The sequence below is a fragment of the Streptomyces sp. NPDC087270 genome, assembly GCF_044744625.1.
Taxonomy (GTDB): Bacteria; Actinomycetota; Actinomycetes; order Streptomycetales; family Streptomycetaceae; genus Actinacidiphila.
This window is the reverse complement of record NZ_JBIUYR010000006.1, coordinates 238916-264893: the sequence shown is the minus strand read 5'-3', so window position 1 is coordinate 264893 and position 25978 is coordinate 238916. Positions and strand designations below refer to the sequence as shown.

Genomic DNA, 25978 nt, shown 5'->3' with positions numbered 1-25978 from the left:
TGCCGGGACATGATGCGGCCCGGCACGTCGGACGTGCCGGGCCGGGTTCCTGCTCCGTCCGAGGGCGGCTTGGCGCGGGTGCGCGCCCCGGCGGTGGGGCGGCAGGGGCCTCACCGCTCTTCGGGTGCCGCGTGGCCGTAGCGGCGGTTGAACCGCTCGACGCGGCCGGCGGAGTCCATGACGCGCTGGGTGCCCGTGTAGAACGGGTGGCTCGCCGACGAGACCTCCACGTCGAAGACGGGGTAGGCACGGCCGTCGGTCCACTCGACGGTGCGGTCGGTGGTGAGCGTGGAGCGGGTCAGGAAGGCGTGGCCGGAGGCGCGGTCGCGGAAGACGACGGGGCGGTAGGCGGGGTGGATCGCAGGCTTCATGGTGTTCAGCGCTCCTCACGGAAGTCGACGTGTCGACCCACGACGGGGTCGTACTTGCGGAGGGTCATGCGGTCGGGGTCGCTCCGGCGGTTCTTGCGGGTCACGTAGGTGTAGCCGGTGCCCGCGGTGGACCGCAGCTTGACGACGGGACGCAGTTCGTTTCTGGCCATGCCCCCACTATACGACTTTGGTTTTCATTTTCAAGGGCTGAGCGGGATCAGTTTCGCGGCGGCGGGTGTGGCCGGTCAGCGATACTGCTTGGCTTCGTGGTGCGCGTACGCCACCGGACGGGCCTTTAGGGTCGGTCTGGTGACAGTCGACGCCCCACCGATACCGCCGCAGCCGGCCGCTCCCTCTCCCGCCGCGCCCCCGCCGGCGGCACCCGCGGTCGAGTGGCCGTCGTCGCGCGCGCTGCTGTGGGGTGCGCTGCGGGCGCGGCGTCGGGACCTGGTGGCCGCGTCGGCCCTCTACAGCTCGCACCAGCTCGGCGAGTCGATGGTGCCGGTGCTGGTCGGGGCGACGGTGAGCCAGGCCGTCGCGGGCGGCAGCCGGTGGGCGATCGCGCTGTGGCTGGGTGTGCTCGCCGCGGACTTCGTGCTGCTGTCGCTGTCGTACCGCTTCGGCGCGCGGGCGAGCATGCGGGCGAAGCAGCACACCGGGCACGTGGTGCGCATGTGGGTGACGGAGCGGGTGCTGCGCCCTACCGGCGGCATACGGCTCGCCCCCGGCGACCTGCTCACCCGCGCGGCGAGCGACGCCGGCCGGGTCGGCGCGTTCGCCGGGATCGTCGCGCAGACGGTGGCGGCGGTGGCGGTGCTCGCGGTCTCCACGGCGCTGCTGCTGTGGTTCTCGCTGCCGCTGGGAGCGGTGATCCTGCTCGGCACGGCGCTGCTGCTGGTCGTGCAGGACCGGGTCGCGCGGCGGTTGCGGCGGCACAGCGGAACCGAGCAGCACGAGGCCGGGCAGGCCGCGGTGCTCGCGGAGGACCTGGTGCGCGGGATGCGCGTGCTCAAGGGAATCGGGGCGGAGCGGACCGCGGCGGAACAGTACGGGCGGGCCAGCCGGGCCGCGTTGGGGGCGTCGCTGCGGGCGGTGTCGTCGCAGTCGCTGCTGTCGGCGGTGGGAACGGCTTTCACCGGCGCGTACTTGGCGGTGATCGCGGGAGTGGGCGGGTGGCTCACACTTTCGGGTCGAATGGGTTTGGGGGAGTTTGTGGCGGCTTTGGGATTGGCAAGATTCGTGGTGGGACCGATGCAGGTGGTGTCGGGGGCGAGCGCGGCGTGTGCGCGGGCGGTGGCGTCGGCGGGGCGGGTGCTCGAGGTCGTGGGGATGCGGGAGGAAGTGCGGGACGGCTTTCTCCCGGGTGAGTGGGCGGAGGGACAGGGGGCGCGGGTTGTGGTGGCGGGAGTCGAGGTCGGTGGGTTCGCGGGGGTGTCGTTCGTGGCTGAGCGTGGGGAGTTGACGGGGTTGGTGGTCGATGTGCCCGGGTTGGCCGGGCGGATTCCGGGGTTGCTGGTGCGGGAGGGCGAGCCCGGGGCGGGACGGATCGAGATCGGTGGAAAGGAGGTGGGCGAGGTGCCGTTGGAGGAGTTGCGGGCCCGGGTGCTGGTGTCGCCGCATGATGCCGTGCTGTTCCCGGGCACCATCGCGGAGAACATCGCGCTGCTCGCGCCCGACTCGAAGGCCGCGGAGCGCGGCACCTGGGCGGCGTTCGCGGACCAGGTGATCGCCACGGTGCCCGGTGGCGCGCAGGCGCCCGTAGGAGACCGCGGAGAGAGCCTGTCCGGCGGGCAGCGGCAGCGCGTCGCCCTCGCCCGCGCTCTGGCGGCGGCCCCGCCGGTGCTGGTGCTGCACGACCCGACCACGGCCGTGGACGCGGCGACGGAGGACCGAATCGCCGGCCGCCTGCGCGAGTTGCGGGCGCGCGACGAACTGACCTCGCTGCTGGTCACCACCAGCCCCGCGCTGCTCTCCCGCTGCGACCGGGTGTTCTTCCTGCACGCCGACGCGCCGGAGGAGGTGGCGGCAGCCGGCCGCGGAAGGGACGGCGCCGCGGCGGAGGGCCGTACCAAGCAGGGCCCGACCGGCCCCGGCGACACGGGGGTTGCCGACGGCGGTGCCGTCCGACCGCGCGGCAAGGATCGCGACACTGGCGACCCCAGCCCCGCGGGCGAGGGGTCACCGCCCGAACCGGCCGTCACCCTGCTCAGCGCGGACAGCGGCACCCATGCCGGCCTGATGCGGGACAACGCCGCCTACCGTGAGTTGCTGACCCGATGAGCGCCGCCGGTTCCACCGTCGCCCCCGCCACCGGCCCGGCCGCCGCACCCGCCGCCGAGCGGCCGCTGCTCCCGGTCGCCGACGGCCGCCGCACCCGCGGGTATCTGCGCGCCGCGCTCCGCCGACGCCGTCTGCTGCTCGCGGCGACCACGGCCGTGATGGTCGCCGAGAGTGCGCTCGGCCTCGTCGGCCCGATCGCCATCGGCTGGGTGACGCAGGCGGTCGTGGACGGCCGCGGCACCTCCGCGGTGATCGGACCGGTGGCCCTGCTCGCCGCCGCGGCCGTCCTGGGCGCGCCGGCCACCTGGGCGTCGAACGTCCTGCTCGCCCGCGTCGTGCTGCCCGAAGTGGCCGACCTGCGTGAGGAGGTGGTCGGCACCGCGCTCGCCCTCCCGGTGGACACGGTGGAGGCGGGCGGCAGCGGCGACCTCGTCTCGCGCGTCTCCGGCGACGTGGAGCGCGTCACCGAAGCGGCGCAGGGCGGATTCGGGAGTTTCGTGACCGCGGCCCTCGCCATCCTGGCCACCCTGGTCGGACTGGCCTCCCTGGACTGGCGGTTCGCGATCGCCGGGCTGCTCGCGGTGCCCCTGCAGGCGCACACCCTGCGCTGGTACCTGCGCACGTCACGCCCGATCTACGCGGCCGGACGCACCGCCGAGGGTCACCGCACCTCCGCCCTCCTGGGCGCCTTCGCCGCGCTGCCGACCGTGCGGGCACTGCGGCTCGGCGGCCGCCAGTACACCCGCGTCGAGGACGCGTCCCTCGCCGCGGCTCAGTACGAGTTCAAGGCCACCCGCACCGCCACGCGCTTCTTCGGGCGGCTCAACGTCGCGGAGTTCATCGGTCTCGGCGCGATCCTGCTCGCCGCGTCCGTACTGGTGCGGTCCGGCACGGCGAGCGTCGGCGCCGCGACCACGGCCGCCCTCTTCTTCGTGGGGCTCTTCGACCCGATCAACGCGGTGCTCGGCGCGTTCGACAGCGTGCAGCAGGCGGCGGCCGGGCTGGCCCGCCTGATCGGGGTCCTCGACGCGGCGCCCGCGAAGGCGGCAGCGGTGGCGGGGAACGCACCGGATTCCGCGGCGGAGCCCTCGTCGAAGTCCGGGCCGACGCCTGAGCCCGTGCCCGCACCCGGTGTTCCGGCGGGAGAAGTCCGGCCGGGCGAGGAGGCGGGACAGGAGTCGCGGTCCGGGCGGGGGCCCGTCCTCGGACTCGACGGCGCGGACTTCGGCTACGGCGACCGGCCTGACGTGATTCACGACGTGAGCGTGCGCATCGAGCCGGGTCGGCATGTGGCGGTCGTGGGCACCACCGGCTCCGGCAAGTCCACGGTGGCCACGCTGCTGGCGGGGCTCCGTACACCCCGGCGCGGCACCGCGGCGCTGGACGGAGTGCCGCTCGCCGACCTCTCCCCCGCCGAGCTGCACCGCAGGGTGGCCCTCGTCACCCAGGAGACCCACCTGTTCGCCGGCACCGTCGCCGCCAACATACGGTTGGCGCGGCCCGACGCGTCCGACGCGGAGGTCACCGCCGCCCTCGACGCGGTCGGCGCGAGCGGATGGGTCGACGCGCTGCCCGACGGCGCCGCCACCGTGATCGGCGCCGGCGGCCACCACCTCGCCCCCAGCCAGGCCCAACACCTCGCCCTGGCCCGGTTGTTCCTGCTCGACCCGGAGGTGGTCGTGCTCGACGAGGCCACGGCCGAAGGCGGCAGTGACTCGGCACGGCTGCTCGACACCGCCGCCGCCACGGTCCTGCGCGGGCGCGGCGCCCTCCTCGTCGCCCACCGGCTCTCGCAGACCGCCACCGCCGACACGATCCTCGTCATGGAAGGAGGACGGGTGACCGAACAGGGCACCCACGAGGCGCTGCGCGCGGCCGGCGGAACGTACGCGGCCCTGTGGGACGCCTGGTCGCGCCCCAGCTGACACCCACTGACACCCACCCGCACGGCGGTTCGGTGCCGGCCACGCGGTTCCGGCCAGGTGGCCACGGCACCTCGGTTCCGGCCACGCGGTTCCGGCCACACGGTTCCGGCCGCTGCCCCGGGCACGGGGGGACGCGCCGTGCCCCTCCCGGACCGCTGACGCTCGCTCAGCCGAGGAAGTGCCCCGGCGTCGGGGGGATCTCCCTACCCCTCCCCCGGGTGGCAGCCGCATCGCACATCGGCGGGCGCGGCGCTTGACTCGACGTGTGGTGCCCGTGAGGGACACGGGCGAGCCGAGTGACGGGGGAATGCGATGCGGGTTGCGGTGACGGGGAAGCGGACGGTCGTGGTGGCGTGGGTGGTGGCGCTGGCCGCGTCGGCGCTCGCGGCGGTGCCCGCGGGGGCGGATACGCGTGCGGGCGGCGGTTACTCGGCGGCGGACCTGCGCAAGGATCTCGCGGCGGTACGGGCGGCCGGCGGCGGGGACATCAACGTGGTGGCGCGGGTGGACCGGCGGGGCGAGGGCCCGCTGCGCGCGAGGTACGGCACGGCGGGGGTCGGTTCGAAGGCGCCCGTGCCGTGGGAGCCGGAGTTCAGGGTGGCGAGCACCACGAAGACGTTCACGGCGGTGGTGGTCCTCCAACTCGTCGCCGAGCACAAGCTGTCGCTGGACGACACGGTCGACCACTGGCTGCCCGGGGTCGTCAGCGGCCATGGCAACGACGGCCGCCTGATCACCGTGCGCGACCTGCTCCAGCAGACCAGCGGGATCTACAACTACGTCGAGGACCCGGACGTCCAGGACCGCATGATCAACCACTTCGACGAGAACCGCTTCGACGACACCCCGCCCGAGCAGTTGGTCACCATCGCGATGAGTCATCCGCCGCTCTTCACGCCCGGCGGCGGCCGCTGGGCCTACTCCAACACCAACTACCTGCTGGCCGCGATGATCGCCGAGAAGGCGAGCGGCGGCCAGGACTGGCGGGAGCTGGTGGAGCACCGGGTGATCGCGCCGCTCGGCCTGCGCCACACCTACATCCCCGGCGCCGACCCGTATCTGGTCGGCCCGCACGAGCGCGTCACGATCACCGGCCCGGACGGCAAGCCCGTCGACCTCACCGATCAGAGCTTCCAGCACACCGCCGACTCGGGGGTCGTCAGCACTCCCGGCGACCTGAACTCGTTCTTCCGCGCGCTCGCCTCCGGCACCCTGCTGCCGGACGCCCAACTGGCCGAGATGCGCACCACGGTCCCCTACGACGACCTGCCCGTGCCGCCCGCCGGCACCCAGGGCGGTTACGGCCTCGGGCTGCGCGTCGTCCCGCTGACCTGCGGCGGCACCTACGACATGCACGAGGGCGACGGTCTTGGCGTGTACACCCGCCCGGCCGTCTCCGCCGACGGCCGCCGCGCGGTGACCGTGTCGATCACGACCACCACGGCCCTGATCGACCAGGACAAGGTGAACCGCGCGGTGGAGACGCTGACCGACCACGCGCTGTGCGGCCGCGCGTCGTCGTAACGGCCTTGCGAATGAGGAGGTGTTGGGGCGCCGGCCTGATCAGTAAGCGGCCGTGAACCGGCACCGGTGGTGCTCGGGGTGCTCGGCCTCGTCCAGCAGGACCACCGCGAGGTCTTCGTACGAGAGCGCCGAGACGCCGTGCTGGTCGGTCACCAACTCGTCTGCGCCCAGGCGGTATCGGCCGGTGCGCTCGCCCGGCGTGAGGAGGGCGGCGGGGCTGAGGTAGGCCCAGTCGGCGAGGGGCGCGGCGCGGCAGCGGTCGAGCTGTTCGGCGCCCGCGCGGGCGATCGGCAGCCAGTCGGCGGGGAAGTCGGGTGCGTCGGCGACGGTGCCGCCGGACGGGACGGTCAGGGTGCCGGCGCCGCCGACCACCAGCAGCCGCGCTCCGGTGACGGTCACGGCGGCGAGCAACACCTCGGTGGCGAGGACGAGTTCGCCCTCGCGCCCGGGCGCGGGCCGGGTGGCGGCGATCACGACGTCCTGGTCGCGGGCCGACTCCGTTGCCGAGGCGGCGGACAGGGCGTCTCCGACGCGGGCGCGGGCGCCGTCGGGCAGTTCGGCGAAACGGGCGGGCGACCGTACGACGGCGGTGACCGCGTGCCCTCGGGACAGCGCCTCGACGGTGATCCGGCGGCCGGCGGCTCCGGCGGCCCCGAAGACGGTAATACGCATGGCTGACTCCATCGGTTGGGAAGGGGCGGGTGGGGAGCGGAGTTCCGCGGGGGCCGGCCGGTCGAACCGTTCCGGGAGGCCGGGCGGGCGACATACGGGAGCGGGTTCCGGAGTACGGGAGTACGGGAGTACGGTGCGGCACCGGCCTCCGGGTCGACTCGCCCTCGCGGACGGTTCGTTCAGGGCCCGAATCGCCGACCGGACGGTCGTGGCGCGGCGGCGGCCTGGACCGGACCTCCGGATGAGGCACACGAGACGTGCGAGGTGCGCGAGGCATCCGAGCCGGCCGAAGTACGCGAGGCACCCGAAGCACCCACGTCCAACGGCTTGGCCCTGGGCCGTACTTGGGCGACCACCAGCGCACCCAGGATCAGCGCGGCGCCCGCCGCCTGCGCGGCCGTCAGCTCCTGACCCAGCGCCAGCCACCCCACGACGGTGGCGACCACCGGACTGAGCAGGCCGAGGAAGGTCACGTTGACCGCGGGGAGTTCGCGGATACCGCGGAACCACAGCGCGTACGCGAGCGCCGCACCGACCAGCGCCAGATAGCCGTAGCCGAGGACGTTCCCGGCGGTCGGCGCGGGCGGCGGGCCCTCGACCAGCAGGGCGACGGGGAGCAACAGCAGTCCGCCCGCGACGAGTTGCCAGCCGGTGGCGGCGAGCAGCGGCGCGGGCGCGGGCCACCGCTTGCTGAGGACGACCCCGGTCGCCATGACCACGGCGCTGCCCAGCGCGGCGGCGATCCCGAGGCCGTCGAGGCGGGCGCCGGACCTGAGCACCAGCAGGCTGACGCCGAGTACTCCGGCCACGCCGGTGAGAGCGGTGCGGGCGGTGAGCCGGTCACCGAGCAGCGCCGCGGAGAACACCGCGACCAGCAGGGGTTGCAGCGCGCCGACGGTCGCCGCTACTCCGCCGGGCAGGCGGTACGCGGCGATGAAGAGCAGCGCGAAGAAGGCGCCGATGTTCAGGGTGCCGAGCACGAGCGAGCGCCACCACCACACCCCGTGCGGCAGCCGGCGGGTGATCGCCACCAGCAGCAGACCGGCCGGCAGCGCGCGCAGCACGCCGGCCAGCAGCGGCCGGTCCGGCGGCAGGTATTCCGTGGTGACGTAGTAGGTGGTCCCCCACACGCTGGGGGCGAGCGCGGTGAGCAGGACGATCCCCGCCCGGTTTCTTAGCACTAAGAGAAAGTATCTCAGCGCTAAGAGATTGGCTAGTGTGATGCCATGACGCACACGGAGCACGGCGACGACGGCGCCGACGGGCAGCCCGGCGAAACAGGACCAGGACCAGGAACGGGAACGGGAACGGGAACCGGAGCGGCGGCGCCGGAGCCCGAACCCGAACCGAAGACGGAGCGCACACCCACACCCGCACCCGCTTCCGCGGCCACACCCGCTGCCGCCCGCGACCACGTCGACCTCGTACTCGACCAGTGGTCCCGCCGCCGCCCCGACCTCGACGCCTCCCCCATGGCGGTGATCGGCCGGCTGAAGCGGCTGACCCGCCTGCTGGAGGGCGAGTTGCGCCGCGTCTTCGCCGAGCACGGCCTGGACGCCGCCTCCTTCGACGTCCTCGCCACGCTCCGCCGCAGCGACCCCCCGCACCACCTCACCCCGGCCCAGCTGATGCAGGCCGCGATGGTCACCTCGGGCGCGGTCAGCCAGCGCCTGGACCGGCTGGAGGCGGCGGGCCTGGTCGCCCGCAGCCGCAGCGCGGCCGACGCCCGCGTGGTCCATGTCCGGCTCACCGACCAGGGCCGCGCCTTGATCGACGAGGCGCTCCCGGCCCACGTGGCCAACGAGCATCGCCTGCTCGCCGCCCTCGACGCGGACGAACGGGACGCCCTGGCCGACGCGTTGCGCACCCTCTTGCTGTCCCTCGGCGACGGGACCGGCGACGGGACCGCGTGACGCCACCCCGGGGGCCGGTGCGCCGATCGTCACGGCGGGGACACCCGGCGACAACACTTCGCGCATAGCGTCGGCCGTTGTCCGCAGGCGCCTCGCGGGGGGCGTGTCTCAGACGATTGCCACCCGGCTCTCAGGGGAACCCCAGAATCCCTTCCTACCGTCGGCGGCATGGAAGAGCACAGACCGTTGGCGGACCGCGAAGGCGGGGGGTGGGCGGCCATGGCCGGCACACACGACGACGGTACGGGCGCGGCGCCGGGCGAACCGGTGGCGAAGGAAGGCGCCGACCGCTCCGACGCCCCGGAATCCACCGGCACCCTGGACGCCGGCGCCGAGGATGCCGACCCGGCCGAAATACCCGACACACCCGGGGCACCCGCGGCACCCGACGCGCCCAAGGCACCCGGGGCACCCACCACGCCCACCACACCCGAGCAGACGGCACCCGACCAACCCGAGCCCGAATCCGACCCCTCCCCCGCCCGCCCCTGGGTCCGCCCCCTGCTGATCTCCGTGACCGCCCTCGCCGTGATGGCCGTCCTCACCCTCGCCACGATCGTGCAGTCCCCTTCCGCGAAGGCGGGCTCCGACACCAGCCCGACCGCCGACACGACCGTACCGACCGCGACCACCACCACTTCCGCGACGCAGTCGACGCCTCGCGCCACCGCCACCGCCACGACCACCTCGTCGGCCACCGCCACCGCGGCGAAGACCACCACCTCGCCCGACGCCGCCGTGACCACGGCAGTCCGCACCCTCGGCGTCAGCGGCCACGTGTCCGTCGCGGTCACCGACGCGGACGGCGGCGCGGCGGCCACGTACGAGACCGGCGCCGCCTCGTACGACACCGCGAGCATCGTCAAGGTGGACATCCTCGCCACGCTGCTGCTCCAGGACCAGCACGCCGGCACCCGGCTGACCGCCGCGCAGCGGACCCTGGCGACCGCGATGATCGAGCGCAGCGACAACGACGCGGCGCTCGACCTGTGGCGGACCATCGGGCGGAGCGCGGGGCTGGCGGCCGCGAACAAGACGTTCGGGCTGGACGACACGGTCGGCGGCGAGGGCGACCTGTGGGGGCTGACCCAGACCACCGCGAGCGACCAGATCGCCCTGCTGCACGCGGTGTTCGACAGTGACTCGCCCCTTTCCGCGTCCTCGCGCGCGTACGTCTCCGGGCTGATGAGGTCCGTGATCGACGGCGAGCGCTGGGGCGTGTCGGCGGCCGACTCCGACGACTCCGGCTACGCGCTGAAGAACGGCTGGCTCCAGCGCAGCGCCACCGGGCTGTGGGACATCAACAGCATCGGCGAGGTGACGTACGACGGGCACCGGCTGCTGGTGAGCGTGCTGTCGTCCGGGCAGAAGTCCGAGCAGGGCGGCATCGACCAGGTCGAACGGGTCGCCCGCGCGGCGGCGCAGGCATACGTCGACGCCGCCTGACTCCGCCCCGTCCCGCACCGCCGCTCCCCGTCCCGCACCGCCGCCCCCCGTCCCGCACCGCCGCCCCGAGCCCGCATCCGGCAACCGGCAACCGGCGTACCGCGACCTGCGACCTGCGACCTGCGACCCGAATCCCGCAACAAGCTGCCCCAGGCCGCACCAGGCGCGGCCACGGCCACCACCCCCACCCGTCTGTCAGTCTGCGTTGACACCCCGATACTCGTCAATCTAAACTGACACGCATGGACCTCACCGCGGTCATCGACTCGGACGACCCCTCCGTCGGCCTGCGTGCCGTCGGCGCCCTGCACCGGCTCGCCGAGCAGGTGGAGGCGACGCACGTGGCACTCGCGAGGCGCGAGGGGTGGTCGTGGGAGCAGATCGGGGACGCTCTCGGGGTGTCCCGCCAGTCCGTGCACGCCAAATACGGGAAGTGAGGCGGCCATGTCGGAAAGCAGCACGGCACCACGGCTCAAGCCGGTGCTCGGACTCGCGCGCATCGAAGCCGAACGGCGCGGCGACCGCAGGATCGGCACCGACCACCTGCTGCTCGCGCTGATGCACTTCCCGAAGGAACCGCCCGCGCGGGCGCTGGGGGCGACCCTCGCCGAAGGGCGGTCCGCGATGGACGCGATGGACCGTGACGCGCTCCGCGCGATCGGCGTCCACCTGGACATGCCGCTGGCCCCGCCGCCCACCCGGGGCAACCGGCGACTGCCGCTCAACTCCTCGGCGCGTTCCGCGGTCGGCGAGTCCAAGCGGTTCGCCGACCGCGAGGACAAGGGACGGCGGATCGAGCCACGCCACCTCCTGCTGGCGCTGCTCACCGCCCGGCACCCGGACCCGGCGGCGGATCTGCTGAGCGCGCTCTCCCTGGACCCGGACGAGGTCAGGCAACGGCTCGCCGCCACCTGACCCCGTACGACCTCCGCGCGCGCCACGCCGTAAGCGCACCGTCCTTACGCCCGCCCGCGCGCACCGTCCTCGCGCCCGCCCGCGCGCACCGCCCCCACGCCGCCCGCACGCCCTCCGCGAAACGGCTACACCGCCTGCGAACTCCCTACGGCGCCACGTCGATCAGCACCTTGCCGACCGCCCCGTCCCGTACCGCCTCGTGTGCCTCCGCGGTGCGCTCCAGCGGGAAACGGTGGAACGGCAGCCCCACCTCCGGGCCGGCCCGCAACGCGCCGTCGGCGAGCGCGGCGGAGATCGCGGCCACGGCCTCGTCCTTCGCCTCGTCCGGCACCGTGTAGAGCAGCAGCCCCTGCCAGCGCAGGTTCGTGAACATCGAGGGGCGGACCGGCACGACGAACTCCTGGGAGTCGTCCGCGTAGAACGCGATCACCGCGTTGTTCGCGGTGACGGCCGCGTCCAGCTCCACGTTGTGCGCCGGGGCGACCTCGACCACGATGTGCACGCCGTCGGGCGCGATCCGGCGGATCTCGGCCGCCGCGTCCTGCTCGCGGTAGTTGACGACGTGGTGCGCGCCGGCCGCGGTGGCCAGCGCGGCCTTCTCCGGGCCGCTGACCGTGGTGATGACGGTGGCGCCGGCCCAACGGGCGAGCTGGATCGCGGCGTTGCCCACCGCGCCCGCGCCGCCGGCGACCAGGACCGTACGCCCGTCGAGCGCGCCGGGGGCCAGCCGGGTGGGGCCGTACTCCGCCACGGTCAGCGCGCGGTGGGCGGTGATCGCGGGCACCCCGATGCTGGCGCCGAGGTCGAACGACGCACCGTCCGGCAGCGGTACGGCCTGCCGGGCCGGCACCGTGGTGACCTCCTGCGCGGTGCCGTCGGGCCGCCGGTGGGCCGACTCCCACAGCCACACCCGCTCGCCGACCCGCTCGGCCGGTACGCCCGCGCCGACCGCGTCGATCACGCCGGAACCGTCCTGGTTGGGCACCTGCGGCCGTTCCGGCTCCGTGCCCTGCCGCGACTTCCAGTCCGTCGGATTGACTCCGGAGACCCGGACCTTCACCCGCACCTCACCAGGCCCGGGTTCCGGCTCCGGCCGGTCGGTGAGGGTGAGTACGTCGGGTCCGCCACTGGTGGTGTAAACGATGGCCTTCATGATCAGTGCAAACTACTCCCGCCGCGCTTCTCTTCCCGGCGCGGCGCGACCACGGAACGGCACTTGCCCTCGTTCGCCCCCTCCTCGCGGAAGCCGCTGCTCCGTTTGGTGCGCTCGCGGCGAAGCCGCGTGCTCCCGGCCCTCCCCGGAACGAGGATGGGACACATGCCCGAGCAGCCGAGCTTCTACGACGCCCTCGGCGGTGCCGACGCCCTGCACCGCCTGATCGACTCCTTCTACGACCAGGTCCTCCAGGACCCCCTGCTGGCACCGGTCTTCGCCGACTTCACGCCCACCCACGTCGAGCACGTGGTGGTGTGGCTGTCGGAGGTGTTCGGCGGCCCCGCGGAGTACAGCGCGAAGCTCGGCGGCCACCACGCCCTGCTCTCCCACCATGTCGACCTCGCGATCACCGAGGAACAGCGGGCCCGGTGGGTGGAGTTGATGCTCGCCACGGCCGCGAAGGAACTGCCCGCCGACGCCCTGCTGCAGCGGCGCTTCGCGGAGTACGTCGAGTGGGGTACGCGCATCGCGAAGTCGGTGTCCCAGCCGGGCGCGACCGTGGGCGACCCGGGGCCGACGCCGCGCTGGGGGTGGGACGGGCTGGACTGAGCTCACCGCGCCCCGTGACCCGTGGCCGGCGACCCGCGCCCCGTCACCCGCATCCCGTAGCCGGCGACCCGCGCCCCGTGGCCCGTCACCCGCTGTCGGCTACATCGACGGCTCGGGCAGCTCCACCCGGTCCGCCGTCGGGGCGATCCGCGGGCCGCGCGGCACATAGCTGCCCGACGCCCCGCCGTGCCCCCGGTGCACCAGCAGCCCGGCCAGCGGGTCCGGCACCGCGTCGAGCGCGGCCCGGGTGCCGGGGAGCGAGCGCCACCACAGCCACGACTCCTCCGTCAGGAAGGCGACTTCGAGCACGACGCCCCAACTGTGCGTGTACCACTCCCACTGCGTCGCGCCGTTGGTCACCAGCGACTCGGCGAGCGCCTGGGTGTGGGCGTCGCGCCATGCCGCGGCGGAGATCTCCGCGTGCTCGGCGTCCATGACCTCGATCGACCACCAGTCCGCAGCGTTCATCCTTCGACGATAGGCATCGGCCACGGTGTCCGGTAGGGGTGCAACACGCCCTGACCGTGATCCTTTTCGCCCGGGTGCGCTCTTTGCGCGCACCCGGGCGGAATTGCCCCCTGGAACCGGAGGCCAGAACCCCTACGAGCCGAGCGCTTCCTCCGCCGCGGCAAGGATCTCCGTGACCCGCAGCCCGAACCGGGCGTCGCACGGGTGCGGTTCCGCGGCGGTCAGCGCGTCGATCGCGCGCGCCATCGCGTCGGTCGCCGGGCCGCTGACACCGTCGGGAAACGTCGCGATCCCGGGCGCGCCCCGGAACTCGATCGCCACGCCGGCGCCGGCCGGCGGCGAGGTCAGCGTCAGCACGGAGGTGCTCGACGCACCGGAGTCGTGCCGCAGCGTCAGGTGGACCAGGTCGCCCGGGCCGCGGGCCGCGTGCACCTCGGTGGCGTCGCCGAGCACCGGCAGCAGCACCGACAGGGCGTGCGGGCCGACGTCCCACAGTCCGCCCTTCTCCCGCCGCCACGGCGAGTCGGCGTACGGGCTGGTGTCGCCGCCGAAGACCGCGCCGTACCAGTCGGCGCGGCCGGTGAACCACTGCCCGGCCGCGGCCTGGCGCTCCAGCCACCCGGACGCGCCGGCGTCGAAGCGCAGCGTGAAGAACACCACCGAGCGCACCCCGGTGGACTCCACGGCCGCGACCACCTCCCGCGCGGCCTCGACGGTCTGCGCGAGCGGCTTGTCCAGCAGCAGATGGCGTCCGGCCCGCGCCGCCTTCGCGGCCAGCGGTGCCTGGAGGGACGGCGGCAGGGCGATCGCCACCGCGTCCACGTCGTCGATCAGCGCGTCGGGGTCGCCGTACGCACGCCCGCCGAACTCCCGCGCCAGTTGCTCGGCCGCCTCCGGCCGGCGCCCCCACACCCCGGCCAGTTCCACGCCCGGGTGGGCGGCCAGCGCCGGTGCGTGCGCCTTCGACGCCCACGGGCCGGTCCCGAACAGCCCCACCCGCAGCGTCATGAACTCACCGCCGGCGTCTCGTGGCGGGCGTACGTCTCGCGGTCCAGCTCCCGTACGTCGACCGACATCTGGAGCTCCGCGGCCGGCAGCGGCGGGACGGAGTCGCGCAGCAGTTCCAGCACCGCCTCGGCCAGCTCCCGCCTCACCTGCGGGGTGCGGCCGGACAGGATGCCGGCCTGCACGTGGACCATGGCGTAGCCCGGTGATCCGTCGGCGATGTACGTCTCGTCGAGCCGGACGAAGCGGGTCTTGCAGCCCGCGGCCCGGCCGCCGGCGATCCGCACGAGGGCCTCGTGCAGGCCCTTGGCGAAACGGGGTCGGTCGAAGGTGTCGGCGAGTTCGGCGGAGTACTCCACGATGCTGTGCGGCATGTCACCGACCCTACCCGGGCCGGGTGCCGGCCCGGGTAATGCGGGCACCCTCTGGGACGGGCGGGGCGGATGAGGAGGTTCCCGCTGGTCACGGCGGTCAGTTCACACGTGGTTAACACCTGGGCAACGGATGGGAAAACCGCCGTTGGGACGCTGCGTACCGGCCCGATCAGCGCGGCTCGGGGCCGCACCCGCGCTCACGTTCGTTAAGGATGGCGTCACCGTGACCTACAAGGCTGAGTACATCTGGATAGACGGCACCGCGCCGACGGCCAAGCTCCGCTCGAAGACGAGGATTCTCGCCGACGGCGCCGAGCTGCCGATCTGGGGCTTCGACGGCTCCAGCACCAACCAGGCCGAGGGTCACGCCTCGGACCGCGTACTCAAGCCGGTCGCCACCTTCGCCGACCCGATCCGCGGCGGCGACGACAAGCTCGTGCTGTGCGAGGTCTTCGACATCGACGGCACCCCGCACGAGTCCAACACGCGCGCGGCGCTGCGGGAGATCGCCGAGAAGTTCGCCGACCAGGAGTCGCTGTTCGGCATCGAGCAGGAGTACACGTTCTTCCAGGGCTCGCGCCCGCTCGGCTTCCCGGAGAACGGCTTCCCCGCGCCCCAGGGCGGCTACTACTGCGGGGTCGGCGCCGACGAGATCTTCGGCCGCCCGGTGGTGGAGAAGCACCTCGACAACTGCCTCGCCGCGGGCCTGGGCATCTCCGGCATCAACGCCGAGGTGATGCCGGGCCAGTGGGAGTTCCAGGTCGGCCCGCTCAGCCCGCTGGAGGTCTCCGACCACCTGTGGGTGGCGCGCTGGCTGCTCTACCGCACCGCCGAGGACTTCGGCATCTCCGCCACCCTCGACCCCAAGCCCGCCAAGGGCGACTGGAACGGCGCGGGCGCGCACACCAACTTCTCCACCAAGAAGATGCGCGAGAACTACGAGGCGATCATCGAGGCCGCCGAGGCGCTGGGCCGCGACGACAAGCCGCTGGAGCACATCAAGAACTACGGCCCCGGCGTCGAGCACCGCCTCACCGGCGCCCACGAGACCGCCCCGTGGAACGAGTACAGCTACGGCGTCTCCAACCGCGGCGCGTCGGTGCGCATCCCGTGGCAGGTCGAGGTGGACCAGAAGGGCTACATCGAGGACCGCCGCCCGAACGCGAACATCGACCCGTACGTGGTGACGCGGCTGATCGTGGACACTTGCGGCAGCGCGTTGGAGAAGGCCGGCCTGGTCTGAGACCGGGTCCGTACCACTCCGGCCCGCGAGGGGGCGCCTCCGCCGAACCGGCGGGGGCGCCCTTGCCGTTGTCCCTCCGGCGTCCCGCCGCGGCGGCGCTCACACGATCGGGTGACGCCGCCGGGTGACCATCGCACTGACGGCTCGTTCGACACTGCGTGAAGACGCAAGCGGCATCCGAGACCTCCGCATCCTCCCGCGGCTCGTCCGCCACCGTGTCGGTGGCGCAGGCCGAGGCGGCCCTGATCGAGCACTACCCGCGGCTGGTACGGCTGGCCTACGTGACGCTGCCGGCCGGCCTCGGCAAGCACCGCCGGGCGATGGCCGCGCACCGGCTGGTGCAGTCCGCGCTGCCGACCTCGCCCGCGCCCTCGCGGCAGGGCGGCGCGTACGGGGTGCTGCGGGTGCGGGTGCTGCGCGCGGCACTGGAGTTCGGCGACCAGGGCCGGCTGCGGGCGGCCCTGGAGGGCGTACGGATGCCGCGGGTGGTGGGGCTGCGGGCGCACCCGCAGGCGGGCGGTGACGGGGAGTTGGCGCTCTACCGCGCGCTGTCCGCGCTGCCGGCCCCGGCCCGGGCGGCGTACGCGCTGATGTCCGCGGAGGCCCTGGGCGAGCCGGACGCGCGCGGCGTGCTGGACGCGGCGGGCGTGAGCGACCCGCGCGAGGCGGTACGGGCGGCGGCCGGCGTCCGCGTCCCCGCGCAGGCGGCCGCGGGCGGCACCGGTACGGGTGCCATGCCGGGCATGGTGACCGGGGTCGTGACGGGTGCGGGCGTCGACGCCGGTCCGGGCCTGGACCTGGGCCTGGGCAGTGGCGCGTTCACCGGTGCCGGGACCCGCTCCGGCACGACGGCGGCGGGCCCGGCCGCGGGCCGCCGGCTGATGGCGTCGGGCGAGTTCGACGCCTGCACGCTGCAACTGCGCCCCACCGACCTGCTGCGGCGCCGCCGCCGGGGACGGATCGGCGGCGGCGCGGCCGCGGTGGTCGCCGCCGGCGCGCTGCTGTTCGCGATCGCCGGCAGCGGCTCCTCCTCGCAGCACTACGCGGCCTCCGGCACGCCCGCCGCCGACCCGCACGCGCTGGACCCGGCCTCGCTGGTCCGGGTGCCGGCCACCCAGTGGAAGGCCACCGCCCGGCTGGACTTCTCGGCCTGGCCGGCGCGCGGCAACCGTACGAAGGACACCGCGCTGCTCGGCCGGGCGCTGTCGGTGTGGGCGAACCCCGGGGCGTCGGTGGACGTCAGCTCCACCGCGGGCACCCCCAGGAGCGGCCCCGCGCAGCCGCCGCAACTGCTCTTCGCCGGGGACGAGGACGCCGCGACCGTGGTGATCTTCTACGACGGGCTGCGGGTGGTGCGCTACGCCCAGCCGAGGACCGGTTCCGGCCGGGCCGCGCTGGACTTCGCGCAGGCCGAGGACGCGGATCTGACCACGTCGGCGGCGCTGCTGGTGGACCGGGTGGACGGCAACGCCCGCTTCCTGACCGCGCCGTGGGTGGCACAGACGCAGGTCAGGGACCTGTTCAAGCCGGACCAGGCGGCCACCGACCTGCACCGTTCCGCGGACGGCGTGACCGACCCGGTGCCGATGCCGGGGGCGGGCGCGACCGCGGGGACCACCGGTTCGGCGGCGTGCGGGACGACCTGGCCGGTGATGCAGTTGCGCTCCTCCAGCTCGATCGCCGAGAAGCACTCCTTCCTGCTCACCGACCTCGGCGACCTCGCGCCGGTGCACCTCACGTACACCCCGCCGCCGTCCGTGGGCGAGGCGGCGCCGCCGGTGGAGGCCACCGGGCCGAAGGCGCTGGTGAGTTGGGCGCACAGCGCGTGCCGGCTGGTCGAGCTGCGCGGGCAGGGCGTGAAGGCCGTCAACGACTGGGAGTTCGCGGACACCGCGCTGCCCGAGGGCGCGGGCGACGCGTCGTGGACGTGCGACCGGGCGGACACCTGGCGGGGGCCGGGCATCGCGCTGGTCCAGTTCGTGCCGCCCGCCGCGAAGGCCGACGAACTCGGCACGCTGGCCGGGCAGCAGGCCGACGGGAACGCGTGCAGCCGCTTCGACCAGCATGTGATGGCCGGGGTGATGTGGAAGTCGCCCGCGGACCACTGGTACCTGCTGGCGGCCGGCAGCCGTGACACCGCGTCGATCACGGCGACGCACGGGGTGAACGCCACGTCCGAGGGGCCCTTCCTGGCGACCCCGGCCGCGCGCGGCACCCGTGCGTCCCTCACCGGGCGCCTCACCGACGGCAAGCCGCTGGCGCCGCTGGGCAACGACTAGGACGGGCCGGGGCCTGGCGGGCCGAAAGGGGCCGGAGCCCGGGTCGGGCTAGGACGGCTGGGAGGGCGCCGGGCTCGGGGTCAGGACCGGGGGCTGGGCCGGGAGTTGCGGCACCAGGAGCCGCATCGTCACGTGGTCGTCGTCGCGGCCGTCCTCCTCCCAGCCCTGCCGGGCGTAGAAAGCGCGGGCGCGGGCGTTCGGCGCGAAGACCTCCAGGCGGGCCACGGCGACCTTGGCGGCCTGCCACTCGGCGACGCACGCCTGGTGCAGCGCGGTGCCGGTGCCGGTGCGCCACACCTCGGGGTCGATGTGGAAGTGGAACAGCTCGTCGCCGTCGAACCGGGCGCCGAGCACCGCGAACCCCACGATGTGATCCTGCCGCGTCGCACACAGCACGGTGCGCTCCCGCGAGACGATCGCCTGCGCGGTCCCCGCCCGCTGCCGCTCCAACTCGGCCGGCCCGCTGTAGACCTCACTCGCCAGGTGTCCCCCGTAATACGTGGCCCTGGCTCGGGCGTGGACTCCACAGATCTCGTCCAAATCCTCGATCGAGGCGTGCCGGATCTCGAGTTGCGGGGTGCTCATGGGTACATGGACGCGCAAGATGCCCCAAAGGTTCCCCCACCCGGGGCATGGGTGACACGCCTCACTTGCGACGCCCCCGTGAAGGTCGTGCCCGCAACACGCAGTCCCTGTGCGGATGTTGTGCAGACCCCGCTCCCCGGAAAGCTCACAGCGAGCTCCCTTCAGCTCTTTCCGGCCGGGAAGTTGGCCGATTCATCCGGTCAAATCACTCCATCGGGTGATCAATTCCCGATCAACGGCTCGCATCCGAACGGCTCTCATGTGGTCACTCCATGGTCACTTCCCGACACGAAGCGTCGCATCGCATATTCCAGGACCGCCCCGAACTCCTCACCCCCGTCTTCGGCATCCTCGGCGTGCGGATTCCGCACCAACCGGCGATCGAGGTCCTGCCGACCTCAGCACCGTCGACGAACTCTTCACGAACGCCGGCTGAGCCGGACTCACCCACCAACCCAGCACACCCCCTTCGCCGGACCGGGCTTGGCCCCGGTCCGGCGGAGGCGTTCGAGGGGTGGGGTGGGGCGGCAACCGGGTTGCTGCAAAAGGGCGTAAGCGTTTTCGGGTGGGCGGGACGCGGAGGGGCCGCCGGGGGCGCCGTCGGGGGCCGGGAGCCCTCGGGTGGGGGCGGAGGGGCGGTGGATCGGCGGTGCAGGCTCTTGCAGAAAGTTTCTTGCAGCCTCTTTCGCAAAGTGTTGCACCGCTGTTACGGTCCTGCCCAGCCCGAGCGGAAACGGCCTGTGGGTGGGGTCGTTCGACGTCGGATCGGGTGAACGGGCACTTCCCTCATCAAGGAGTCAGGTATGCGACGCGGCATATCCGTCGTGGCGATGGCCGCGGCCATCGTCCTCGGTGCCACCGCCTGTGGCGGCGGCAGTGGCAGTGGCAGCACGCAGGACAGCGGCAAGGCGAAGGACCCCGCCCAGGTGTCGGGCACGGTCACGTACTGGGACACCTCCGACGCGAAGGTCGAGGCACCGGCGTACAAGGCGCTGATCTCCGGCTTCGAGAAGAAGTACCCCAAGATCAAGGTGAACTACCAGAACGTGGACTTCACCACCGTGGAGCAGAAGTTCAAGACCGCCGCGCAGAGCGGCAAGGGCGCGCCCGACGTGATCAGGACCGACGTCGGGCTGATCCCGGAGTACGCCTCGCTGCACTACATCGCGCCGCTGGACGGCACCACCGCCCTCACCGACACGGGCGACTTCGTGGCCGGGCCGCTCAACACCACGAAGTACGAAGGCAAGTCGTACGCCGTGCCGTCGGTCACCGACACCCTCGGGCTGCTCTACAACAAGAAGCTGTTCGCCCAGGCCGGCATCGCCAAGCCCCCGACCACCTGGGACGAGATGGTCGCCGACTCCGCGAAGATCAAGGCGAAGACCGGCGTCACCGGCACCTACATGAACCCCGACTCGTACTTCCTGCTGCCCTTCCTCTTCGGTGAGGGCGCCGACCTGGCCGACCCGTCCGCGAAGAAGGTCACCGTCAACTCCCCGGAGGCGGTCAAGGCCGTCACCGAGGCGAAGAAGATCTACGACACCTCCTCGCTGAAGATCGACTTCGCCAACGCCTACGACAACATGCAGACGTCGTTCAAGACCGGCAAGGTCGCCATGCTGATCCAGGGCCCCTGGTCGGTCGGCGACGACCTGACCGGCTCGGCCTTCAAGGACGGCGGCAACCTCGGCTACGCGTCGGTGCCGGCCGGCTCCACCGGCAAGCCGCTCGCCCCGACCGGCGGCCAGGACCTGGCCGTCTACCAGGGCTCGAAGAACCTCCCCGCGGCCTACCTGTTCACCCAGTTCATGACCTCCACCGCCAGCCAGGAGCAGATCGCGGTGAAGAACGGGACGCTGCCCACCCGCACCTCGGCGTACACCGCCGACGTGCTGAAGAGCCCGCAGATCGCCGGGTTCAAGCCGATCCTGGACACCGCCCGGCCGCGGGTCGCGCTCCCGCAGGTCGGCAGCCTGTTCACCCCGCTCCAGCAGGAGTACATCAAGATCCTCCAGGGCAAGGCCACCGTCCAGGGCGGACTGGACGACGCGGCCAAGCAGTTCGGCAAGCTGCTGCCGGACTACTCGGTGCAGTAGCACCCACCGGCTCCGGGCCGGCCGGCCGGGGTCTCGCCCGCCGCAGCACGCGGCGGGCGGGCCCACGCGCCCGACCGGCCGGCCCGGTCCTCCACCCGCCCCAGGCAACGACAGAGCCGAGGAGAGATGACCACCGCCACCGTAGAACGGGCCGAGCGCCCCGGCCGCCCCGCGCGGTCCAAGGAGCCCAGGCAGGGCCTGCTGACGTCGATCGCCCGCTCCTGGGACAAGCACTGGTACGCCTGGGCGATGGTCGCCCCCGTGGTGATCGTCCTCGGCGTCCTGGTGCTGTACCCGCTCGGATACGGCGTCTACCTGTCCTTCACCAACGCCACCGCGCAGAACGTCGCCACCGACATCGGCCCCGTGCACGTGCCGGCCAGCTACCACTTCGTCGGCCTGCACAACTACTGGCAGATCATCTCCGGCCAGGACGGCGACTTCTACCCGCGGCTGGAGTGGACGGTGATCTGGACCGTCGCCTGCGTCGGGATCACCTACTCCATCGGACTGGGCATGGCGGTGCTGCTCAACCGGCCGATGCGGTTCCGGCTGCTGTACCGGCTCGCGCTGATCCTGCCGTGGGCGGTGCCCGCCTTCGTCGGGGTGTTCGCCTGGCGGCTGATGTTCAACTCGCAGTACGGCGTCTTCAACGACGTCATCAACGTCGTCGGGCTGCCGTCCCAGGACTGGCTGGGCACCCCGTTCGCGCAGAAGGTCGCGGTCATCATCGTCAACGTCTGGTGCGGCGTGCCGTTCATGATGGTGGCGATCCTCGGCGGCCTCCAGTCGATCCCGGGCGAGCTCTACGAGGCCGCGGAGATGGACGGCGCCTCCCCGTTCCAGCGCTTCACGAACGTGACGGTGCCCGGGCTGCGCCCGGTGACCAGCACGGTGATCCTGCTGAGCACCGTGTGGACGTTCAACATGTTCCCGATCATCTACCTGCTGCTGGGCAGCAACACCAGCGGCGACACCGACATCCTCGTGACGTTCGCCTACGAGAAGGCGTTCGTCGGCATCTCCGACTACGCCGGCGCCGCGTCGTACGGCATCGTCATCCTGCTGATCCTGGTGGCCTTCTCCACCTTCTACCGCAGCCGCATCAAGACCGAGCAGAGCTGAGGAGCCGTCACCCATGAGTGCCACCATTCAGCGCGGCCGGAACCCGCGCGGCCCGGTGCGGCCCGGCCGCGGACAGGACAGCCGCACACCGCGTGGCCGCGGCGAGCGCGGCACGGGCGCCTCGCTCGCCCTGCACGCCACCCTGATCGCCGCCAGCGCCGTCGCGGTCTTCCCGGTGCTGTGGATCGTCTTCATCTCGCTCGGCCCGGACAGCGCCTGGCAGCAGCCCGGCCAGGTGATCCACCATCTGGGCCTGGACAACTACCGGTTCGTGCTGCTGCACAGCGGCTTCCCGCACTGGATGCTCAACTCGGTGATCGTCGCCGGCGCCACGATGCTGCTGGGCGTGTTCATCGCGGCCAGCGCCGGCTACGCGATCTCCCGGATGAAGTTCCCCGGCCACCGGCAGCTGATGTGGATCTTCCTGGTCACCCAGATGTTCCCCGTCGCGGTGCTGATCGTCCCGCTGTACAACCTGATGGCCCGGCTGGACCTGCTCGACAGCTACCTCGGCCTGGTGCTGGTGTACTGCACCATCGCCGTGCCGTTCTGCGCGTGGATGCTCAAGGGCTACTTCGACACCATCCCGCGGGAGATCGACGAGGCGGGCCGGATGGACGGCCTCAGCCCGTTCGGCACCTTCTGGCGGCTGATCCTGCCGCTGGCCCGGCCGGGCCTGGCGGTCACCGCGTTCTACAGCTTCCTCACCGCGTGGGGCGAGGTCGCCTACTCCAGCCAGTTCATGAAGACGCACTACACCCTGGCCGCGGGACTGCCCACGTACGCGTCCAGCATCCGCGCCAACTGGGGTGCGATGACCGCGGGTTCGGTGCTCATCGCGATACCCGCGGCCGTCGTCTTCCTGCTCGTCCAGCGTCACCTGGTCACCGGTCTGACGGCCGGCGGGACCAAGGGCTGACGCGCCCAGCACCCCGCACCCGACCCGGACCCAGCGCCCGGCACCCCGACCCCCGGACCCCGGACCCCGGACCCCGGGCCCCGCATCAGCGCCCGGCACCCCGGACGCACACCCGCGCACGTCCGCACGCCACTTAGTCGTTCCCCCGAACCCCAAAGGGAATCAATGAGCCAGCACCTCACCGACGCGCCCAGCACCGCCGCCGCGACCGACGCAGACGCCGGGCGCGGAGACTGGTGGCGCGACGCGGTGATCTACCAGGTCTATCCGCGCAGCTTCGCCGACGGCAACGGCGACGGCATGGGCGACCTGCCGGGCATCACCGCCCGGCTGCCCTACCTGCGGGACCTCGGCGTCGACGCGGTGTGGCTGTCGCCGTTCTACGCCTCCCCGCAGGCCGACGCCGGCTACGACGTCGCCGACTACCGCGCGGTCGACCCGATGTTCGGCAACCTCACCGACGCCGACGACCTGGTGCGCGCCGCGCACGCGCTGTCCCTGCGCGTCATCGTGGACCTGGTGCCGAACCACTGCTCCGACCAGCACGAGTGGTTCAAGCAGGCGCTGCGCGAGGGCCCGGGCTCCGCGGCCCGCGACCGCTTCCACTTCCGCGCCGGCAAGGGCGCGCACGGCGAACTGCCGCCCAACGACTGGGAGTCCATCTTCGGCGGCCCGGCCTGGACCCGCGTCACCGAACCGGACGGCACCCCCGGCGCGTGGTACCTGCACCTGTTCGCCCCCGAGCAGCCGGACTTCAACTGGAACCACCGCGCGGTGCACGACGAGTTCCGCTCGGTGCTGCGGTTCTGGCTGGACCTGGGCATCGACGGCTTCCGGATCGACGTCGCGCACGGCCTGGTGAAGGCCGAGGGCCTGCCCGACATCGGCCACTCCGGCCAGGTGGCGCTGCTGGGCACCGCCGCGATGCCGTACTTCGACCAGGACGGCGTGCACGAGATCTACCGGGACTGGCGGCAGATCCTGGACGAGTACGGGCCGGTGGGAGCGGCCGGCGGCCGGGAGCGGATCGCGGTCGCCGAGGCGTGGACGCCGACCATCGAGCGGGCCGCGCTCTACCTGCGCCCCGACGAGCTGCACCAGGCGTTCAACTTCGAGTACCTGACCGCCGGTTGGAGCGCGGGCGCGCTGCGCGAGGTGATCGACCGGTCGCTGCACGCGATGGGCGCGGTCGGCGCGCCCGCGACCTGGGTGCTGTCCAACCACGACGTGACCCGGCACACCACCCGGCTCGGCAACCTCCCGCCGGTCAGCGCGGGGCAGAACCCCGAGGCGCCGCCGACCCAGTTGCGCACCCCGGGCGACCGCGCGCTCGGCCTGCGCCGGGCCCGCGCGGCGACCTTGCTGATGCTGGCCCTGCCCGGATCGGCCTACCTCTACCAGGGCGAGGAGTTGGGGCTGCCCGACGTCACCGACCTGCCTGACGAGGTGCGCCAGGACCCGTCGTTCTTCCGCGCGGCCGGGCAGGACGGCTTCCGTGACGGCTGCCGGGTGCCGATCCCGTGGTCGGGCGGGGCCGCGCCGTACGGCTTCGGGCCGGCCGAGGGCGGGCCCAGCTGGCTGCCGCAGCCCGGGCAGTGGGCCGAGCTGAGCGTCGAGGCGCAGACCGGCGACCCCGACTCGACCCTGGAGCTGTACCGCGCCGCGCTCGCGGTGCGCCGCGACCACCCCGCGCTCGGCGCCGGCACCGCCGTGGACTGGCTCGACGCGCCCGAGGGGGTGCTCGCCTTCCGCCGTGACGCGACCGGCGGCGCCTTCGTCTGCACCCTCAACCCCACCTTCTCGCCGGTACGGCTGCCCCGGCCGGGACGGCTGCTGCTGTCCAGCGAGGGACCGGCCGCGGCACCGGACACCCGGCGCCCGGACACCCGGCGTCCCGACCCGCTGGGTACCGACGGCGACCCGATTACCGGAGGTTCGGGCGAATTCGTCACGATCGCCGCCGACACGGCAATTTGGTGGGCGATCTGACATGGCGGTGTTCCGCCCCGTAGCATCCGGTGCTGTGACCGCGCGGCTCGCAGACATCGCAGCCCAGGCGGGGGTCAGTGAGGCGACGGTCAGCCGGGTGCTCAACGGCAAGCCAGGTGTTTCCGCGGCCACCCGTGAATCCGTGCTGGCCGCGCTGGACCTGCTCGGGTACGAACGCCCGGTCCGGTTGCGGCAGCGCAGCGCCGGCCTGGTCGGGCTGATCACGCCCGAGTTGGGGAACCCGATCTTCCCGGCGATGGCGCAGGTCATCGGCCAGGCGCTGACCCGGCAGGGCTACACCCCGGTGCTGGCCACCCAGACCCCGGGCGGCTCCACCGAGGACGAACTCGTGGAGATGCTGGTCGAGCGCGGGGTGGCGGGCATCATCTTCGCCTCCGGCCTGCACGCCGACTCCACCGCCGACACCGAGCGGTACGCCCGGCTCAAGGGCCAGGGCGTGCCGTTCGTACTGATCAGCGGCCACTCCGACAAGATCGACGCGCCGTCGGTGTCGGTGGACGACCGCGCCGCGGTCCGGCTGGCCGTCACGCACCTGGCCGCGCTCGGGCACCGCAGGATCGGCCTGGCCGTCGGGCAGAAACGGTTCGTGCCGGTGCAGCGGAAGATCGAGGGCTTCCTCGCGTCCATGGGCGACGTGCTGGGGCTGTCGGCCGACGACGCCCAGGCGCTGGTGCAGCACTCGCTGTACACGCTGGAGGGCGGGCAGGCCGCGGCCGGCGCGCTGATAGCCGACGGCTGCACCGCGATCGTCTGCGCCTCGGACATGATGGCGCTCGGCGCGATCCGCGCCGCCCGGCAACTGGGCCACACGGTGCCCGGCGACATCTCGGTGGTCGGTTTCGACGACTCCCCGCTGATCGCCTTCACCGATCCGCCGCTGACCACCATCAGGCAGCCGGTTCCCGCCATGTGTCAGGCCGCGGTGAACGCGCTGCTGGAGGAGATCGGCGACAACCCGCCCCCGCACAGCGAGTTCGTCTTCATGCCCGAACTGGTGGTCCGCGGCTCGACGGCCGCCGGACCCGCCGACCGCGGGGCGCCGGCGGGCGGTTGACCGGTG

At 73.2% G+C, this 25978-nt stretch carries 24 protein-coding genes; 15 read left to right on the top strand and 9 right to left on the bottom strand.

Translation table 11 applies throughout. The features are described from left to right. Positions 1 to 110: 110 nt before the first annotated feature. Positions 111 to 371, bottom strand: a complete 261-nt coding sequence (locus tag ACIPAE_RS14680; RefSeq protein ID WP_329370262.1) for a type B 50S ribosomal protein L31 — start codon at positions 369 to 371, stop codon at positions 111 to 113. A 5-nt stretch (positions 372 to 376) separates the two neighbouring features. Continuing rightward, positions 377 to 541 (bottom strand): 50S ribosomal protein L33, encoded by a 165-nt coding sequence (rpmG, locus tag ACIPAE_RS14675; protein ID WP_328463179.1) that lies wholly within the window; start codon positions 539 to 541, stop codon positions 377 to 379. 139 nt (positions 542 to 680) lie between these two features. Between rpmG and ACIPAE_RS14670 the strand changes: the two genes are divergently transcribed. From ACIPAE_RS14670 to ACIPAE_RS14660, 3 genes are all read left to right on the top strand, one after another. Continuing rightward, the gene (locus tag ACIPAE_RS14670) at positions 681 to 2651 is read left to right on the top strand and encodes an ABC transporter transmembrane domain-containing protein (RefSeq protein WP_402445309.1); all 1971 of its coding nucleotides are present in this window, start codon (positions 681 to 683) and stop codon (positions 2649 to 2651) included. Beyond that, a complete protein-coding gene (locus ACIPAE_RS14665) occupies positions 2648 to 4576 on the top strand; it encodes an ABC transporter ATP-binding protein (RefSeq protein WP_402445307.1) in 1929 nt (642 codons plus the stop codon). The genes ACIPAE_RS14670 and ACIPAE_RS14665 overlap by 4 nt, the downstream gene beginning before the upstream one ends. A gap of 324 nt (positions 4577 to 4900) precedes the next feature. Next, positions 4901 to 6100: a serine hydrolase domain-containing protein gene (locus ACIPAE_RS14660; RefSeq protein ID WP_402445305.1), complete on the top strand. Its 1200-nt coding sequence runs from the start codon at positions 4901 to 4903 to the stop codon at positions 6098 to 6100. A 39-nt stretch (positions 6101 to 6139) separates the two neighbouring features. On the opposite strand, the gene ACIPAE_RS14655 is transcribed toward ACIPAE_RS14660, so the two are convergent. Together ACIPAE_RS14655 and ACIPAE_RS14650 are read right to left on the bottom strand one after the other, a co-directional pair. Then, positions 6140 to 6772: an NAD(P)H-binding protein gene (locus ACIPAE_RS14655; protein ID WP_366412270.1), complete on the bottom strand. Its 633-nt coding sequence runs from the start codon at positions 6770 to 6772 to the stop codon at positions 6140 to 6142. Between the two features lie 179 nt (positions 6773 to 6951). Further along, entirely contained in the window at positions 6952 to 7953 is a 1002-nt protein-coding gene (locus ACIPAE_RS14650) for an EamA family transporter (protein WP_402445303.1), read from the bottom strand. 45 nt (positions 7954 to 7998) lie between these two features. Between ACIPAE_RS14650 and ACIPAE_RS14645 the strand changes: the two genes are divergently transcribed. The 4 genes from ACIPAE_RS14645 to ACIPAE_RS14630 all read left to right on the top strand — a co-directional run bounded on the left by ACIPAE_RS14645 (position 7999) and on the right by ACIPAE_RS14630 (position 11046). Further along, the gene (locus ACIPAE_RS14645; protein WP_402445301.1) at positions 7999 to 8685 is read left to right on the top strand and encodes a MarR family winged helix-turn-helix transcriptional regulator; all 687 of its coding nucleotides are present in this window, start codon (positions 7999 to 8001) and stop codon (positions 8683 to 8685) included. A 168-nt stretch (positions 8686 to 8853) separates the two neighbouring features. After that, the gene (locus ACIPAE_RS14640) at positions 8854 to 10131 is read left to right on the top strand and encodes a serine hydrolase (RefSeq protein WP_402445299.1); all 1278 of its coding nucleotides are present in this window, start codon (positions 8854 to 8856) and stop codon (positions 10129 to 10131) included. A 242-nt stretch (positions 10132 to 10373) separates the two neighbouring features. Next, positions 10374 to 10568 (top strand): helix-turn-helix domain-containing protein, encoded by a 195-nt coding sequence (locus ACIPAE_RS14635; protein WP_328463190.1) that lies wholly within the window; start codon positions 10374 to 10376, stop codon positions 10566 to 10568. Positions 10569 to 10575: 7 nt separating this feature from the next. Continuing rightward, positions 10576 to 11046 carry a Clp protease N-terminal domain-containing protein gene (locus tag ACIPAE_RS14630; protein WP_402445296.1) on the top strand — a complete coding sequence of 157 codons (471 nt, stop codon included), beginning with the start codon at positions 10576 to 10578 and terminating at the stop codon, positions 11044 to 11046. A gap of 145 nt (positions 11047 to 11191) precedes the next feature. Here the strand turns inward: ACIPAE_RS14630 and ACIPAE_RS14625 are convergent, their stop codons facing one another. Then, entirely contained in the window at positions 11192 to 12199 is a 1008-nt protein-coding gene (locus ACIPAE_RS14625; RefSeq protein ID WP_402445294.1) for an NADPH:quinone reductase, read from the bottom strand. A 165-nt stretch (positions 12200 to 12364) separates the two neighbouring features. On the opposite strand from ACIPAE_RS14625, the gene ACIPAE_RS14620 reads away from it, so the two are divergent. After that, positions 12365 to 12811, top strand: coding sequence for a group II truncated hemoglobin (locus ACIPAE_RS14620; RefSeq protein ID WP_328463196.1), 447 nt, complete (start codon positions 12365 to 12367; stop codon positions 12809 to 12811). A 99-nt stretch (positions 12812 to 12910) separates the two neighbouring features. Here the strand turns inward: ACIPAE_RS14620 and ACIPAE_RS14615 are convergent, their stop codons facing one another. From ACIPAE_RS14615 to ACIPAE_RS14605, 3 genes are all read right to left on the bottom strand, one after another. Then, a complete protein-coding gene (locus tag ACIPAE_RS14615; RefSeq protein WP_329370242.1) occupies positions 12911 to 13279 on the bottom strand; it encodes a hypothetical protein in 369 nt (122 codons plus the stop codon). Positions 13280 to 13411: 132 nt separating this feature from the next. Further along, the gene (locus ACIPAE_RS14610) at positions 13412 to 14281 is read right to left on the bottom strand and encodes a Gfo/Idh/MocA family oxidoreductase (protein ID WP_329374365.1); all 870 of its coding nucleotides are present in this window, start codon (positions 14279 to 14281) and stop codon (positions 13412 to 13414) included. 2 nt (positions 14282 to 14283) lie between these two features. Continuing rightward, positions 14284 to 14658 carry a 5-carboxymethyl-2-hydroxymuconate Delta-isomerase gene (locus tag ACIPAE_RS14605; RefSeq protein WP_366412276.1) on the bottom strand — a complete coding sequence of 125 codons (375 nt, stop codon included), beginning with the start codon at positions 14656 to 14658 and terminating at the stop codon, positions 14284 to 14286. Positions 14659 to 14881: 223 nt separating this feature from the next. Here ACIPAE_RS14605 and glnII point away from each other — a divergent pair, with 223 nt between their 5' ends. Both glnII and ACIPAE_RS14595 read left to right on the top strand, forming a co-directional pair. Beyond that, positions 14882 to 15901 carry a glutamine synthetase gene (gene glnII / locus ACIPAE_RS14600; RefSeq protein WP_402445291.1) on the top strand — a complete coding sequence of 340 codons (1020 nt, stop codon included), beginning with the start codon at positions 14882 to 14884 and terminating at the stop codon, positions 15899 to 15901. Between the two features lie 158 nt (positions 15902 to 16059). After that, positions 16060 to 18180 carry a hypothetical protein gene (locus tag ACIPAE_RS14595; RefSeq protein ID WP_402445289.1) on the top strand — a complete coding sequence of 707 codons (2121 nt, stop codon included), beginning with the start codon at positions 16060 to 16062 and terminating at the stop codon, positions 18178 to 18180. Between the two features lie 48 nt (positions 18181 to 18228). On the opposite strand, the gene ACIPAE_RS14590 is transcribed toward ACIPAE_RS14595, so the two are convergent. Continuing rightward, positions 18229 to 18765, bottom strand: a complete 537-nt coding sequence (locus ACIPAE_RS14590) for a GNAT family N-acetyltransferase (RefSeq protein WP_329370236.1) — start codon at positions 18763 to 18765, stop codon at positions 18229 to 18231. An 803-nt stretch (positions 18766 to 19568) separates the two neighbouring features. Here ACIPAE_RS14590 and ACIPAE_RS14585 point away from each other — a divergent pair. From ACIPAE_RS14585 to ACIPAE_RS14565, 5 genes are all read left to right on the top strand, one after another. Further along, positions 19569 to 20864 carry an extracellular solute-binding protein gene (locus tag ACIPAE_RS14585; protein WP_329370234.1) on the top strand — a complete coding sequence of 432 codons (1296 nt, stop codon included), beginning with the start codon at positions 19569 to 19571 and terminating at the stop codon, positions 20862 to 20864. Between the two features lie 126 nt (positions 20865 to 20990). After that, positions 20991 to 21989, top strand: a complete 999-nt coding sequence (locus ACIPAE_RS14580) for a carbohydrate ABC transporter permease (protein ID WP_402445287.1) — start codon at positions 20991 to 20993, stop codon at positions 21987 to 21989. A gap of 13 nt (positions 21990 to 22002) precedes the next feature. Beyond that, positions 22003 to 22908 (top strand): sugar ABC transporter permease, encoded by a 906-nt coding sequence (locus ACIPAE_RS14575; protein WP_402445285.1) that lies wholly within the window; start codon positions 22003 to 22005, stop codon positions 22906 to 22908. Positions 22909 to 23073: 165 nt separating this feature from the next. Further along, the gene (locus ACIPAE_RS14570) at positions 23074 to 24897 is read left to right on the top strand and encodes a glycoside hydrolase family 13 protein (RefSeq protein ID WP_402445284.1); all 1824 of its coding nucleotides are present in this window, start codon (positions 23074 to 23076) and stop codon (positions 24895 to 24897) included. 34 nt (positions 24898 to 24931) lie between these two features. Then, on the top strand, positions 24932 to 25972 hold the full coding sequence (locus tag ACIPAE_RS14565) for a LacI family DNA-binding transcriptional regulator (RefSeq protein ID WP_329370231.1): 1041 nt from the start codon (positions 24932 to 24934) through the stop codon (positions 25970 to 25972). Positions 25973 to 25978: the final 6 nt, after the last annotated feature.

Excerpts from the sequence above, each read along its gene's own strand:
- ACIPAE_RS14680 (WP_329370262.1), bottom strand. The coding sequence starts at position 371 with ATGAAGCCTGCGATCCACCCCGCCTACCGCCCCGTCGTCTTCCGCGAC.
- rpmG (WP_328463179.1), bottom strand. The coding sequence starts at position 541 with ATGGCCAGAAACGAACTGCGTCCCGTCGTCAAGCTGCGGTCCACCGCG.
- ACIPAE_RS14665 (WP_402445307.1), top strand. The coding sequence starts at position 2,648 with ATGAGCGCCGCCGGTTCCACCGTCGCCCCCGCCACCGGCCCGGCCGCC.
- ACIPAE_RS14655 (WP_366412270.1), bottom strand. The coding sequence starts at position 6,772 with ATGCGTATTACCGTCTTCGGGGCCGCCGGAGCCGCCGGCCGCCGGATC.
- ACIPAE_RS14645 (WP_402445301.1), top strand. The coding sequence starts at position 7,999 with ATGACGCACACGGAGCACGGCGACGACGGCGCCGACGGGCAGCCCGGC.
- ACIPAE_RS14640 (WP_402445299.1), top strand. The coding sequence starts at position 8,854 with ATGGAAGAGCACAGACCGTTGGCGGACCGCGAAGGCGGGGGGTGGGCG.
- ACIPAE_RS14635 (WP_328463190.1), top strand. The coding sequence starts at position 10,374 with ATGGACCTCACCGCGGTCATCGACTCGGACGACCCCTCCGTCGGCCTG.
- ACIPAE_RS14630 (WP_402445296.1), top strand. The coding sequence starts at position 10,576 with ATGTCGGAAAGCAGCACGGCACCACGGCTCAAGCCGGTGCTCGGACTC.
- ACIPAE_RS14625 (WP_402445294.1), bottom strand. The coding sequence starts at position 12,199 with ATGAAGGCCATCGTTTACACCACCAGTGGCGGACCCGACGTACTCACC.
- ACIPAE_RS14620 (WP_328463196.1), top strand. The coding sequence starts at position 12,365 with ATGCCCGAGCAGCCGAGCTTCTACGACGCCCTCGGCGGTGCCGACGCC.
- ACIPAE_RS14615 (WP_329370242.1), bottom strand. The coding sequence starts at position 13,279 with ATGAACGCTGCGGACTGGTGGTCGATCGAGGTCATGGACGCCGAGCAC.
- ACIPAE_RS14605 (WP_366412276.1), bottom strand. The coding sequence starts at position 14,658 with ATGCCGCACAGCATCGTGGAGTACTCCGCCGAACTCGCCGACACCTTC.
- ACIPAE_RS14590 (WP_329370236.1), bottom strand. The coding sequence starts at position 18,765 with ATGAGCACCCCGCAACTCGAGATCCGGCACGCCTCGATCGAGGATTTG.
- ACIPAE_RS14585 (WP_329370234.1), top strand. The coding sequence starts at position 19,569 with ATGCGACGCGGCATATCCGTCGTGGCGATGGCCGCGGCCATCGTCCTC.
- ACIPAE_RS14580 (WP_402445287.1), top strand. The coding sequence starts at position 20,991 with ATGACCACCGCCACCGTAGAACGGGCCGAGCGCCCCGGCCGCCCCGCG.
- ACIPAE_RS14575 (WP_402445285.1), top strand. The coding sequence starts at position 22,003 with ATGAGTGCCACCATTCAGCGCGGCCGGAACCCGCGCGGCCCGGTGCGG.
- ACIPAE_RS14570 (WP_402445284.1), top strand. The coding sequence starts at position 23,074 with ATGAGCCAGCACCTCACCGACGCGCCCAGCACCGCCGCCGCGACCGAC.